The organism is Trinickia terrae, assembly GCF_005144415.1.
GTDB classification, from domain to species: domain Bacteria; phylum Pseudomonadota; class Gammaproteobacteria; order Burkholderiales; family Burkholderiaceae; genus Trinickia_A; species Trinickia_A terrae.
Genome location: NZ_SWJE01000005.1, coordinates 366048 through 378475, shown reverse-complemented (window position 1 = coordinate 378475; position 12428 = coordinate 366048). Strand labels below are relative to the sequence as shown.

Below are 12428 nucleotides of genomic sequence, written 5' to 3'. Positions count from 1 at the left end.
CCTTCACTTTGCGGGTGTGCTGATCACGGTGACCATGCGTGCGCAGAGCTTTTCGTCAACATAGGCGTCGCACGTGAACCTGTACCGCTGTTCGTCGGCAATGCCGTTGTATGCGGTTGAGAATACGACGGGCGCGGCAGCGGGAATAAGTTCAAGTGCGTCCAGGCTACCGCTATCCATGATCCATTGAACGGGGGACTGCAGAACGTGATGGAGCATCCGCTCAACCGTCCTCAGCATGCACGCTGCAATGATCGCTACAGGCCATGCCGGGTAGCCTCTAAAGTGTCCTGCACACTGGTAAGGAGTCAATCCATGACTTCGTGCAACAAGCGAATTACCATTCGGCGCTGACCATGAGAGGGAAATCGGGTTCGTATAAGGGGATTCTATTCCGGTGTGATCTTCGGCCACCGCGAAATGGGAAAATAGTCGAGCGAACAAAGGTTCGCTCAATATCTTGTACTGCACCAACAGTGAGACAAAGGGAGCGTTCTCACCAACTTGCATGGTTGTTCGCGCGAACAGCATGCGAGCGGTACGCTCAACAACGGTCGCGGAAGCCCGATATTTTTCACCGTCCGGAAAATTACTCTGCGCAAATCCGCTTCTACGAAATTCTGCATGCGTTGCCAGATAGTACAAGCGGTCGTCATTGTCGACGGTCGCGGCCGCCGCACACGAACCGAGGATTGCAAGGTGTCGACCGATTTCGGCAGCGCCGAGTGGCCCATATTCGTGGCTTAAGGGATGTTCGCGCTGGACTTCTCCGACAACCGTACCATTAATATCTATGGACAAGTCTCCGAACGCGAAGTACGGTCGCTCCACGGCGGTTCGGCGGCATATGTCCGCCATATTCAAGACTGTGTTCATGTGCTGAGCAGTTGATGCTGATATGGGTAAGTGCTGGCTCAACGAGGTGGAGGAATGCCCGCCAATGCGCGACGAATCTGACATATATCTACAGTGCTCCTCTACTCTATGCAAAGCCATATAAGTTGATATGGTGGAAGTTTCTCAGCCGTCGGACTGCCTCTGACGCGACAATAAGATCGAAAATGCGAAGCGAGTTGGCATATACCTGAAGGCTCAGGGGCGGTAACGCCCTGCGTGCACCCGCTCATCAGCGTCGGCGCCTTCTGCATGTGCTGGATATGCGCTGCGGCGTATTCGAGCAGGCGTTCCCGTTGTCGCGGATAGGAGCGCAGCGTCGCCACGTCGTGTCTCGGACGGAAGGTCGATCGCAGCAGCCCGTAGGAGTGCAGCTTCTGGAGCCATTGCGCATCGTCTACATCGATCTTGCGTCTCGCCCCGCTCTTCGCGTCACGGGCATTGACGAGGATTACCTCGAAACCGCGCGCCTCCAGGATCTCGAACACCGGAATCCAATAGACGCCTGTCGACTCCAGCGCCGTGACCGTTTAGCAGTCACGCAGATATCAGCCCTTGGCATCCCCAGGGTACCACCGCAAAGCACCGCCGCTTTATCCGTGGCTCAAGCTCGCCGGTCGATGGATCGAACACGCAGGCTTCCAACCCTACCAGCGCGTGCGCGTCACAGTCGAACAGGGCAGGCTCATCATCACCGCCGCGTAAAAGCACCGAGGGCCGCTTTCGCGGCCCTCGATCTATTGATTAATCCCAGCCCCACTCAAACTATCTTGCGAGTCCAAAGTCCATATCGCCTTCCATAGTCAAGCATATGCACCATGAGCATCCAGGGCCAACAATGTAATGGTGCTGTGGAACACTGAGCAATTCGGGAAGAATCTTTCTGATTGTGGCAATCGATCCCCCTAGTGCAAAGTCCGTTGCACTGTCCCCAACGTAAATTACGTCACCTGACAAGGCAAATTTAGCAGCCATTTCATCGAAGAATTCTGCAAACTTTTCGGCTTGAAGATCATCTTGCTCCTCAACACGTCCAACTGATCCCGGGACCCGAGTCCAATCGATCTTTGAGCCACCTGCTGGATACACACCCGCCAGCTTCTTAAAAACGGCTGATGACTCTCCGATTACCCTTAATCCACCAGAATTGAAGAACTCCTTTAAAGCCTCTCGAAGCTCGGATTCATAGAAATTCGTATTCATCGTCATTTCCCGTATTGCCTTACGATCTGATCAACCGTTGATTGATTGCCCTCGAAGGTAAAGTGCGGCCCCTTTTCCTTGCCAGCGAAGACGTTAATATGAGCACCACTTCTCTCATCATATTCAACACGGAATTCGACTCGACCGTCAGAGGATTTCATCCCAATCGGCTTACCAGCGTTATCACCAAACTTTGCAAGGGTCGGTTGTTCAGCTTTGAAACCTCGAGCACCCAACCATTCCATTGCCGCCTTTTGGGCCTGATTGAACTCCTTGAATTCGGCTTTCGTGCTGCTTGAAACGGAAGACGGACGATCTTCGTTACCACTATTAAAAATCGCATTACTCGGCATCAAGCCCGTTACAGCCTTCGCCAAACCCATTGCAGTGGATCCAACCAGCGCCAGTCCCGGAGTTGCCGGTGGGGGCATGCCACCGCCCCATGAGATACCGCTCAGACCATTTGCAATCCCCTGCGCCATCAGGGCCGCCGGCGACTGCGTCCACCAGCCACCACTACTACTATTTGCACCCGTCAACTCATCTTCAACCGTACGCGCACGCGCCCCGCCCGTCGGCAAGAAACTACCCGACCGATCCGCCACCAGCACACCCGGTTGAGGCGGATCGAACTGAGCCTGGAATGGCTTGCCAGCAAGCGGGGTCGGCGCCGCTTGGGCTCCCATCCCGAGTCCGTACAACAGCGAAGCACCGCTATACGGCGTCTCCGGTGGCGGCACAAACCCGCTGTTGACGCCACCCCACCCGCCGGGCAGCACCTGCGCGTTCATGTTCTCGATGGCTTGCTTCGTGTAGTCCGTCTTGCCGATGCTGCTGGCCTGCACCTGCGTGATCACCATATTGCCCACGGTTGAGGCAAACGAGTCGGCAGCAATAGCACCCACATTACGTCCCAAGCTCCCGCCGCGCGCCAACGTGCTCGCCGTGCCAGCCGCCATGCCCGCGCTCAGACTACTCCCGAACTTCGTTGCCCCTTCGCTCCAGCCCAGGCTCGCACCCGCGCTCGTCGTCATCGACCCGACCTTGGCACCCACCCCCGACGCAATCGCACTCGCAGCCACGCCCTTCCAATCAAAGCGATCCTGCAAGCCCGTTGCCACGCCGATGCCTTGCGTCACCACCGAGCGCGCCGCGCCCTGCGCCATCGCACTACCAAAGCTTGTCGAACCGGCGCTGCCCGCCGCTCCCATCGCACTCGCCGCACTGCCCACGCCAGCGCTAGCACCAGCCGCCACCGCCCCCAGCGCCACGCCCGTCCAATTAAACCCGCTCTGCTGGCCGCCAGCGATCAGCACGCCTTGCCCAGCCGCAGCACCCACCGCTCCACCAACGGCCGCGGCACCCATGCCCGCCATCCCCATGCCGCCGCCCAACGCGGTCGCACCCGCCGACATGATCGTCCCAAACGAGGCCCCCGCAGGCGCAGTCATCGTCCCGGCCGTGTACACCGTCACTACCACGACCACCACGATCGCAATGATTTGGATGAGGAAACCACCACACCCACCACCCTTACTCGGCGGCGGCGGCGGATCCGGCAGCGTCGGCTGCGTATTACCGATGGCTTGACCCGGGTCATACGGCTTGAACGTACTCGCCGTATTGTGAACGTTTGTGACGACGTCCACCCCGACGCGACATCCTCCTCCGATGCCCGCGAAGCCTTATAGCACAAGGCTTTGCGCACCCTCTATAAGGCTTCGCCTATTTTTACCCTAGACGCGCTTTTTAGCCCTCCAGACCCTCGCGCACGCCTTCGTTCACCTCGCCCATCCGCGCAGGGTGCGTAGCCGCGTGAACCTCCTTGAGCTTGCCAATGACCACCCGCGTGTAAATCTGCGTCGTCGACAGCGTCGCGTACCCCAACAGCGCCTGAATGAACCGGATATCCGCCCCGTTCTCCAGCATGTGCGTCGCGCACGCGTGCCGCAGCGCATGGCACGAGCCCTCAGCGCAACCGGCCAGCGCCATATACCGGCGCACGATATAACCCAGACGATTGGACCGGTACGGCTGCCCGTAATCGGTCAGAAACAGCGCCCATTCATCCGCTCGCGTCGCCAACAGCGGGCGCACTTCGGCCTGATAGCGCTGCACCCAATACGCCGCTCGCGCACCCAGCGGAATGAATCGATCTTTGCGGCCCTTGCCCTGCCGTATCCACACCGTGCCTTGTTCGAGATCCACATCGGCCAGGCTCAAGCCGCACAGCTCCATCGCCCGCATGCCCGTGCTGTACAGCACCTCCAGAATCGCCCGATCGCGCGCGCCGGTCACCTCGCTCAAGTCCGCCTGCGCCATCATCCGCTCGATCTGCGCCACGCTCGGCACGAACTTGGGTAAGGTCTTGGGCTCGCGCGGTAAGATCAAGTCGGCCGCCGCGTTGTGCTCGATGATCCGCTCGCGCGCCAGCCACGCGCACCAACCCCGCACGGCCCGTAGGCGCAGCAACTGCGAGCCGGTCGACAGCGCCTCGCCGTCGGCCTTGCGCGTCAGAAACAGATAGCGCTGATACGTCTCCAGCACCGAGCGCGTGAACTCGCGCGGTTCACTGATGCCGCGCACCGCGCACCAGTCCACGAACATCGTCAACAATTGATCGATCGAGCTCGCCGTGCGCGAGCTCGCCCCGGTCACCCGGCGCCACTCCAAGTAACGCAGCACGTACTCCATCAACGGATGCGCCTCGCGCGGCGTGGCCTTACGCCCTCGATCCCACCATTGATGCAAGCCGTGCTTGCGATGCCTCGCCGGACGCCTCGCCTTCTTAGCCGCGGCTGCGGCCCCTTGCTTCTCGCTCATCTTTTTTATTCCTCCCTGGTTGATCACTCACTTCTTCGCCGCTGGCTCGCCGGGGTTGACGCGCGCAGCGCGGCAACCCCGGCGCAATACGGCGCACGCATACCGCCGCGTTACTCAGTAACGCAGCCTTCCTCTCTCAATGAGGTGCCCTGTGGGTTACGTTTAACGTTCCCCGTGGGTTACGTTTGCCACCACGCCCGAACCCGTCAAGGCCGCGCAACGCGCGCCCGTAGGGCTTGGCCTTGACGGCGATGGGGTTCACACGCTCGGGTGTGCGGTGCAAGACGACATGGCGGCTTGCACCGCATACCAAACCGCGCCTTTGCGTAGCTTTTGCTTTCGCCGCAGCGCGGCGCTGAATGGGGAGCCCCTTGGGGGCGGACGGGAGAGACAGGCAGACGGGCCGGGTAGGAGCGACGCAACGCGGCGCGACCCCGGACCGGCTGACTGGCTCGGGGCGGGCGGGGCTCAACCCTTTGCGCGCAGCGCACTGACTTCGCTTTACTTCGTGCTCCACGCCTTGGCCGCGCATGCGGCCCTGGAATACGCTTGCGCCTTGGCGCCACACTTGGGCCGGGGGCGCCAGACATAACGCCAATTAGCACCGGTTTGCGGGCCGGCCGCGGCAACCCTTATGAACCGCTGGGCGACCCGCAAACCGGTGCTAATTGCCACGCGTTATGTTAAATCGGCTGACGGTCGACGCCCGCCAGGGCGGCGGCCGGCAGACGATTTACCCCCGGCCCCTCCAGCTCCTCGGCCGCAGGCCGCTGGACTTTCCTTATCCCTCGGGCCACAGGCCCGCTCTTCTTCTCTCTGCGCCTCGCCACACGTTGCCCCGTCGAAGGCCGCCAAGAGAGAAGACCACCGCCTTACCCGCTATCGCGAACAGCACCACATCACACCACACCAACCAGTACCATTTTGTAGTACCATCTCCCCATGAAACGAGCCCACCTCAAGACCCTGGAACTCATCTTTGCGCGACCCGTCTCCGCCAACATCCGATGGGCCGACATCGAAGCGCTCTTTATCGCGCTCGGCGCCGAGATCTCCGAGCGCGAGGGCTCCCGAATCGCGGTCGTCCTATTCGAGCAGGTGCAGGTCTTCCACCGCCCGCATACCCGACCGACCACCGATAAAGGCGCCGTCGCCAGCATCCGCAGATGGCTCGAATCCAACGGAGTAAAACCATGAACATCAACATCCTGACCATCGCCAACTATCGCGCCGTCGTCACCTACGATCCCGAGACCGATATGCTGCGCGGCGAATTCCTCGGCCTGAACGGCGGCGCCAACTTCTACGCCAGCGACATCCCCACCCTCAAGGCCGAAGGCGCGCGCTCCCTGGCGACCTTCCTCGAAGTCTGCGAGGAGAACGGCATCGATCCTGTCCGCCATTTCTCCGGCAGGTTCAACGCGCGCATCAATCCCGAGCTTCATGCGCGCGCCGTCGAAGCCGCCGCAGCCGAAGGCATCAGCCTTAACCAACTCATCGAGCGCGCCATCGAGCATGAGGTCATGGCCTGATCGCAATATCAGTACGACGCACGATCCCCGGTTTGTACCGAGACGTGCGTTCTCGCACTCGCTCCCACCCTATTCGCGCTTGCCCTTGCCCGCGCTCGATCAGCGGGATTTGCCTCGGGGAGCGTTGAGGGAGTTTTGGCCGAGCGTTGGCCGAGCGAACCGGGGGCGAACTCGCCATTCGAGGGGAGCGAACTCGCAATCGTAGTCACATCCAGCAGCCCCGACAGGTGCCCCTCTCCCGTCCCATTGCCGTCATAGATCAACTCGTATTCGAAGCTCTGCCCGCGTTGTCCTCGATGCATCAGCAGATATTCGAGCTCGACCAAGCGCTCCAAGTGTTTGCGCAACGGCGTATCTCCCTGCCCCGTCCACTCGCGCACCTCGCGGCGGCTGAAGCGCACCGACTCGCGCGGCACGGGCTTCGCCTTCACCGCCGCAACGATCGCTTCCAGCACGCGGCGCGTCACCGGCGGCAACTCGTCCAGGCTGCGCCCCAGCACCTCATGCACCAACCGGTTCGCGCTTTCGATGTCGCTCGCCGTCGCCTCGATGTACGTCAACTCCCCGCCCGCGTGCGCAACCGTCTTCACTTCCCGCTGGTACTGGTGCAGCAAAGCAATCGTGTCGATGAGGGTGAGGTACTTTTCATGGTCGCGCCGCATGCGCGTCTTGTCCGATAGAAACGTCAACTGGTCCGCGTAGGGATTCACCACCGCCAGCGGTTTTAACAGCCGCTGCGCGTTGCGATGCAGGCCCAGCACGCTCTGCTTCTGTTGCTTCAACTTCAAGCCCTCCAGCGTGCGTTTCTGGCGCTGCAAACGGTGAATCGCCTCGGTCTGCTCGCGCCCTTCGTCCACCGTCAGAATCAGGCACCGGTTCAACAGCTCCTCATCGATCTCGATCGCCGTCGTCGTCAGCATGATCGACACCGGCCCTTCTACCCGGTATTCCTGCGTCACCAGATTGCCCGTCGTCGCGTCCTTGCCCGTGCTCGCAATGGTCAACTCATCATCGCTTTGCAACAGCTTCAAGGCATACGCCGCGCGGCTCGCGCCTTCCTCTTCGCAGATCGCCAGCACCTTGTGCTTGAGGTTCGTCTCGCCCATGTAGAACAAGCTCTGGCCCGTCATCGCGCTGTACTTGATCCGCTCCTCTTCCGGCACGAACGCCAGCACCGCATCCATCAGGGAGCTCTTGCCCGCCGCGCTCGAACTCTGAATCACCACCGCCAACGGTGTATCGAGTTTTCTGGAGACGGCCGCCAGATACCCCACCAGCTTGTTGGTCTCCTCCCCCACCACGCCGCACGCCGCGAAGTCGACCACGATCCGCGCGAGCAAGTCCGGTTCACGCAGCAGCGCGAGCGCCTGCTCGCGCTCGAATTCCGTCATCGCTGCCGTCTCAGTCGGCGCAGCCGCTTGCGCCTGCAACATCTCCAGCTTCAGCAGCATGCGGCCCATGTCCGCCTTCACCGCGTCCTCTGTGAGCCGCAGCTCGGCCGCGGCCCGCGCGATGTAAGACGCCCGCGCCTTCGCGTGGTACAGGTCCAGCGTGTCGACGTGGAACCGCTCGCCACTTGTGGCCAGCACGTTCACCTTCAACGCCCCTTGCGCCTTCGCATCGAACCCGCGTACGCGATAGCGCACTGCGCCCAGCGTGAACACCACCTCCGTTTCACTCACTTCACACGGGATATCCAGCGCCGGCGCCACGCTTGCCGCTGCGGCCGGCGTCGGCTCGGGTTCCGGCTCTTTTTTAGCGGCTAAAGAGGAGGCAGTTTTCGGCGACATCGGTAGTTCGCGCGCCGGCGCTGCGCCTTGGCCCATCCACGCCGAGCTTCTCACCAAGTGCGCGAGGCTCTTCGCCGCCGGCGTCACCTTCAGCGCGTATTCGTTCACATCGAGCCCGTGCGGCAACGTCATCCGATAGCAGCCGATGCCTTCGGCCATCAGCCGTTCGGCCAGCTTCACAGCCGCCCCATCGCCCGCCTCGTCTCGGTCATAAGCAATCACCACACGCTCAACGCCTTCATCCTTCGAGAGCGTCAGGTGATCGTCCGTGAATCCTTCCACCCCATACGCCGCCGTCACGTTCGTGAGCCCCGCACACCAGAACGTCAATGCGTCGATGAGCGCCTCGCACACGATCACTTCCGTCTGACCGCGCAAGCCTTCCGCGTTGAACACGCCACGCCTCGGACCCGGCAAGTACAGGTGCTTCGGCAGGTTCTTTGCCTGGTTCTCCACGATCTTGCGGCCGTACAGGCCCGCTACACAGCCCGCCTCATCGAACCACGGGAACACCACGCACCCGTTCAAGTGCTCATGCCCGCTCTCACGAATCACGCCCACCGCTTGCAAGCGCGTGCGGATCGCCGCGCCCGCCTCGCGGTTCTTTTCTGGCAGACGCAAACCCAACGTCCGGTTCGCGTAGCCCAGCTTGAAGTGATCGACAGCCGCCGCAATCCCGCGTCGCTCCAGGTACGTCAGCGCCTCGGGCGAAGCCTTCAAGGTCTGGTGGTAGTAATCGACCACCTGCGCCAACAGCGCCGCGTCATCCGCGCTCATCGATACCGGCGACTCCAACGCCCGCACCGTGGTCCGTGACGCCCCGGCTTTAGCCGCTAAAGAGGGAATGCCCTCCCGCAGCAACTCCACCGCGTGCCGGAACGAGATCCCGTTGGCCTTCATCGCCCAATCCACCGGGCCACCGCTCACCCCGCAGCCGAAGCAGTGCCACAGGTTTTTCGACGGCGTCACCACCAGCGACGGCGTCGAATCCTCATGAAACGGACACCGCCCGCGCCAGTCCTTGCCCGACTTCACCAGATCGATGCCGTGTGATCGCACCAGCTGCTCGACCGACACTTCGGCCTTCAAGCGCTCCAGCTCCGACTCAGGAATGCGACCCATCTATCCGTCCTTTGGCTAAAAACCTGTCAATAGACATTGTAGTAGCACATATTGTTAACTACAATATAGCCATCAAGCACTCAGCTTCCATGCGGTTCTTACAATGACCGCATCCCTTCATTCCTGGTTATGCGAGAACAACATGGAAGAGTTCGCCGCTCGTCTACGTGCCTCACGCGAAGCACGGCAGATGACACAGGCTCGTTTAGCTGAACTGCTATCTGTTGATAGACGCGTCTATAACCGCTGGGAGCGCGGCGCATCGCTGCCGCAACTCGATGCGGTGGTCCGCATCGCGCAGGTACTGCAAACCAGTGTCGATGCGCTGGTTGGGCTCGAACCACTCGCTGAGCCGCGCATCCACAATCCGCAGTTGCACGCGCTTTATGAACAAATGGATTTGCTTTCGGACGAAGACCAGCAAGCACTGATCGTCCTGATGGACAGTCTCGTCAAACGCTCGCAAATGGCGAAGCTGATGGCGAGATGACAGGGAAGTAAAAGCGCGGGCCATGAGTGCTACCAACACTTACGGCCCGCTGACCACCACCAGTTCAACGGAGGAACTGACCATGGCTAACACCAATGTTAAAGCAGGTTCGCCGCTCGCCGAGCGATTCGTGACCGTTCAGCAATCACGGCGATATCGACCGCTCACAACCGCGCCACGCCGCACAACACCGCCGACCTTCCCCTGGCTCAAGCTCGCCGGACGGTGGATCGAGCAAGCAGGGTTCAAACCTCATCAACGGGTGCGCGTCACCGTTGAACACGGGCGGCTCATCATCACCGCCGCATAAAAGCACCAGGGGCCGCTCACGCGGCCCCTCTTTCCATATACGCACATGCTCAGTCAGGAACTACCAACCGTAACGCCGCCACTCCGTCAAATTCGCGCCATGTACGACGACAGAACGATCCGCGTCTACCAGGCTTACTCAAACGAAATCGCCGATGCCGCACTGGCGCGCGGAACGTTCGCTTCACCACCGTTCAAGATGGAGCGAATGACGTGGATTAAACCGTCATTCCTGTGGATGATGTACCGCTCCGGCTGGGGGCTCAAAGACGCCGGGCAAGCCCGCATCCTGGCAATCGATATTTCGCACGAAGGCTTCGAGTGGGCATTGGCCCATAGCTGTCCGAGCCATCCAGGCGAGTCGATGAGCCAGGAAGAATGGCAGCGTGTGAAGGAGAATGCGCCCGTGCGCATTCAGTGGGACCCTGAACGAGATCTGCTGCTACAGCCGCAAACGCATCGTGCAATTCAAATTGGTCTGAGCAAACAGGCCGTCGATCTCTACGTGAATGAATGGATACAGCACATAACAGATGTGACGCCACTAGCGCATGACATTCATGCGCTAGTCAACGTCAACAGGTTTGAAGAAGCTCGGCGGATGCTACCCCAGGAAGAGCAATACCAATCGAGTATTTATCATCCGTAGGGTCACACACGCGTCAAACAATTAAACGGCTTTAAGTATAAGAACCGAATGGGCCATACACCACCGCATCGCTCTTAATCGCCTCTTCGAACGCCGCCTGATCGGGCAAGGAGTCAGCCTGATCCCTCCATACCTCACTCACATGCCGTGCCCAGTCTTCCAATTTCATTTCATGGATAGGCTGGAGAACCTCTAGCGGATTCAGGCCATCCGCCACGAGCTTCTTCAAACACTTCTCCGTAGCCTCAGCATAGTCCCGGCCAGAGGCATAGCAGCTTACGTATGCCCCCGCAAGGCTCGGAGGCATTATCGACGACTCCATCCGCGTAATATGAAACGGCACAATAAATATCTTTTCCACATCATCCCCCTTGTTTCGTCAAGTCTTTATGGTTTATCACCCTGACCGTATCTGGCTTGATGGCATCCCTAAGCCACTGGATTTGCTCTGGAGTTCGTAGCCCAAACTGATCCGCAGCCTTATTTATATCTACTTTCAAAGGCGCGTTCGGATTCAACGTTGCAGCCCCGCTCTTGTCATAAACAGCGGCGGCTCTCAGCTTCTCCAGGAGCGACGCATCGACCTCTACCGCAGTCACAGTGGCGTTTCCACCCCGATTCACCAATGCAAACTCCTGTGCTCTTTGCGGCTGTCCAAAGTTGACAAACAAAGCACGCTCATTGCCTGAACGGGTCGTCACTACTGGAATTGTGCCGTCGCTTGAGATACGCGGTGCAAAACCGATGTCATCTACTCTATACACCGTGACTGTCTCGCTTGCCGAAGTCCTCGCAGCCTGCCCCGTCAATACAGCATCAAACGCGCCCCCTGCTTTCATCGCGAGTTGCTCGGGAATCTGCCCAAACATCGTCAATGCAAACCCAGCCGCGTTACCCGATCTCGCAGCAAAGCCGCCATCGGTTTGGAAGTAGGGAATCTGCGGGGTCTTACCACCGCCCGCCCCAGGCGGAAACACTCCAACCGCCTCCAGCCCCTTCACCGCCGAATGACCCAACTCAAATGCGCCGTTCACGAACTGAATCTGCGAGTTCGCCAACCCCTTCGCGAAGTTCACGTTATCCGACGCAATTTTTTTCGCCGTTTGCCATGACAGCAACGTGTTATCCGGGTCGCCGCCTGCATCAGCCAGCATGATCGGCCGCTGACGATCTTGCAGCCCCATCGATGGACCAAACAGCGCGGATGACGCGCTATACGACGTTTGTGGAGCAACGAGCCCGTTGTTCATGCCGAACAATGTGGCCGTGCCCATCTCGCCGGCCATGTTCTCAATCGCCTGCTGCATGCGCAGTTGCGTGCTATCGGTCGCGCCCTTTTTCCCAATCGAGCCCACCTGAACTTGGTCCACCACCATATTGCCCAAGGGCCGCGTGATGAGCGGCCCTTGGCTTCCATTACAGCTTAATTAAGCGGCCCACCTATCGTGTAGAGGCCCGAATCCCGGGGATCGCTAATAACGTAAATACAAGTGCAAGCAGCCCCCCTTTAACAAAGATACCTTTGATACTTACCGCCCCGAGCACCCCCACAATCCCCAACGTTTGGTAGCAACCAGACACGAATAAGCAGCTCAGGTACACCCCGACAATGCTAA

General features: G+C 60.0%; 13 protein-coding genes and 1 pseudogene. 6 read left to right on the top strand and 8 right to left on the bottom strand.

Annotated elements, in window-relative coordinates:
* Positions 1-3: 3 nt before the first annotated feature.
* Both FAZ69_RS10970 and FAZ69_RS10965 read right to left on the bottom strand, forming a co-directional pair.
* The gene (locus FAZ69_RS10970; protein WP_169708606.1) at positions 4-960 is read right to left on the bottom strand and encodes a hypothetical protein; all 957 of its coding nucleotides are present in this window, start codon (positions 958-960) and stop codon (positions 4-6) included.
* A gap of 176 nt (positions 961-1136) precedes the next feature.
* A pseudogene (locus FAZ69_RS10965) lies at positions 1137-1424 on the bottom strand (IS110 family transposase); the annotation flags it as partial.
* 25 nt (positions 1425-1449) lie between these two features.
* On the opposite strand from FAZ69_RS10965, the gene FAZ69_RS10960 reads away from it, so the two are divergent.
* The gene (locus FAZ69_RS10960; RefSeq protein WP_136894218.1) at positions 1450-1599 is read left to right on the top strand and encodes a SymE family type I addiction module toxin; all 150 of its coding nucleotides are present in this window, start codon (positions 1450-1452) and stop codon (positions 1597-1599) included.
* Positions 1600-1659: 60 nt separating this feature from the next.
* On the opposite strand, the gene FAZ69_RS10955 is transcribed toward FAZ69_RS10960, so the two are convergent.
* The 3 genes from FAZ69_RS10955 to xerC all read right to left on the bottom strand — a co-directional run bounded on the left by FAZ69_RS10955 (position 1660) and on the right by xerC (position 4920).
* Positions 1660-2097, bottom strand: coding sequence for a hypothetical protein (locus FAZ69_RS10955; RefSeq protein WP_136894216.1), 438 nt, complete (start codon positions 2095-2097; stop codon positions 1660-1662).
* Positions 2098-2099: 2 nt separating this feature from the next.
* Positions 2100-3746, bottom strand: a complete 1647-nt coding sequence (locus tag FAZ69_RS10950; RefSeq protein ID WP_136894214.1) for a hypothetical protein — start codon at positions 3744-3746, stop codon at positions 2100-2102.
* Positions 3747-3846: 100 nt separating this feature from the next.
* Entirely contained in the window at positions 3847-4920 is a 1074-nt protein-coding gene (xerC, locus tag FAZ69_RS10945; protein ID WP_136894211.1) for a site-specific tyrosine recombinase XerC, read from the bottom strand.
* Positions 4921-5862: 942 nt separating this feature from the next.
* Between xerC and FAZ69_RS10940 the strand changes: the two genes are divergently transcribed.
* The gene (locus FAZ69_RS10940; RefSeq protein ID WP_136894209.1) at positions 5863-6117 is read left to right on the top strand and encodes a type II toxin-antitoxin system HicA family toxin; all 255 of its coding nucleotides are present in this window, start codon (positions 5863-5865) and stop codon (positions 6115-6117) included.
* Positions 6114-6452 (top strand): type II toxin-antitoxin system HicB family antitoxin, encoded by a 339-nt coding sequence (locus FAZ69_RS10935; protein ID WP_136894207.1) that lies wholly within the window; start codon positions 6114-6116, stop codon positions 6450-6452. The genes FAZ69_RS10940 and FAZ69_RS10935 overlap by 4 nt, the downstream gene beginning before the upstream one ends.
* An 8-nt stretch (positions 6453-6460) precedes the next feature.
* On the opposite strand, the gene FAZ69_RS10930 is transcribed toward FAZ69_RS10935, so the two are convergent.
* Positions 6461-9364, bottom strand: coding sequence for a CHC2 zinc finger domain-containing protein (locus FAZ69_RS10930; RefSeq protein ID WP_136894205.1), 2904 nt, complete (start codon positions 9362-9364; stop codon positions 6461-6463).
* Positions 9365-9506: 142 nt separating this feature from the next.
* Here FAZ69_RS10930 and FAZ69_RS10925 point away from each other — a divergent pair, with 142 nt between their 5' ends.
* The 3 genes from FAZ69_RS10925 to FAZ69_RS10915 all read left to right on the top strand — a co-directional run bounded on the left by FAZ69_RS10925 (position 9507) and on the right by FAZ69_RS10915 (position 10812).
* On the top strand, positions 9507-9854 hold the full coding sequence (locus FAZ69_RS10925; protein ID WP_206171191.1) for a helix-turn-helix transcriptional regulator: 348 nt from the start codon (positions 9507-9509) through the stop codon (positions 9852-9854).
* A 22-nt stretch (positions 9855-9876) separates the two neighbouring features.
* Positions 9877-10164: a SymE family type I addiction module toxin gene (locus FAZ69_RS10920; protein WP_369407737.1), complete on the top strand. Its 288-nt coding sequence runs from the start codon at positions 9877-9879 to the stop codon at positions 10162-10164.
* Between the two features lie 99 nt (positions 10165-10263).
* Entirely contained in the window at positions 10264-10812 is a 549-nt protein-coding gene (locus FAZ69_RS10915) for a DUF4291 domain-containing protein (protein WP_240702180.1), read from the top strand.
* A gap of 31 nt (positions 10813-10843) precedes the next feature.
* Here the strand turns inward: FAZ69_RS10915 and FAZ69_RS33575 are convergent, their stop codons facing one another.
* Together FAZ69_RS33575 and FAZ69_RS10905 are read right to left on the bottom strand one after the other, a co-directional pair.
* Positions 10844-11041, bottom strand: coding sequence for a hypothetical protein (locus FAZ69_RS33575; protein ID WP_206171190.1), 198 nt, complete (start codon positions 11039-11041; stop codon positions 10844-10846).
* 133 nt (positions 11042-11174) lie between these two features.
* The gene (locus FAZ69_RS10905) at positions 11175-12197 is read right to left on the bottom strand and encodes a hypothetical protein (RefSeq protein WP_136894198.1); all 1023 of its coding nucleotides are present in this window, start codon (positions 12195-12197) and stop codon (positions 11175-11177) included.
* Between the last annotated feature and the right edge of the window lie 231 nt (positions 12198-12428).

Bases quoted from the DNA above. Each gene is read 5' to 3' on its own strand.
- FAZ69_RS10970 (WP_169708606.1), bottom strand. From the start codon at position 960: ATGTCAGATTCGTCGCGCATTGGCGGGCATTCCTCCACCTCGTTGAGC.
- FAZ69_RS10955 (WP_136894216.1), bottom strand. From the start codon at position 2,097: ATGAATACGAATTTCTATGAATCCGAGCTTCGAGAGGCTTTAAAGGAG.
- xerC (WP_136894211.1), bottom strand. From the start codon at position 4,920: ATGAGCGAGAAGCAAGGGGCCGCAGCCGCGGCTAAGAAGGCGAGGCGT.
- FAZ69_RS10940 (WP_136894209.1), top strand. From the start codon at position 5,863: ATGAAACGAGCCCACCTCAAGACCCTGGAACTCATCTTTGCGCGACCC.
- FAZ69_RS10935 (WP_136894207.1), top strand. From the start codon at position 6,114: ATGAACATCAACATCCTGACCATCGCCAACTATCGCGCCGTCGTCACC.
- FAZ69_RS10930 (WP_136894205.1), bottom strand. From the start codon at position 9,364: ATGGGTCGCATTCCTGAGTCGGAGCTGGAGCGCTTGAAGGCCGAAGTG.
- FAZ69_RS10925 (WP_206171191.1), top strand. From the start codon at position 9,507: ATGGAAGAGTTCGCCGCTCGTCTACGTGCCTCACGCGAAGCACGGCAG.
- FAZ69_RS10920 (WP_369407737.1), top strand. From the start codon at position 9,877: ATGAGTGCTACCAACACTTACGGCCCGCTGACCACCACCAGTTCAACG.
- FAZ69_RS10915 (WP_240702180.1), top strand. From the start codon at position 10,264: ATGTACGACGACAGAACGATCCGCGTCTACCAGGCTTACTCAAACGAA.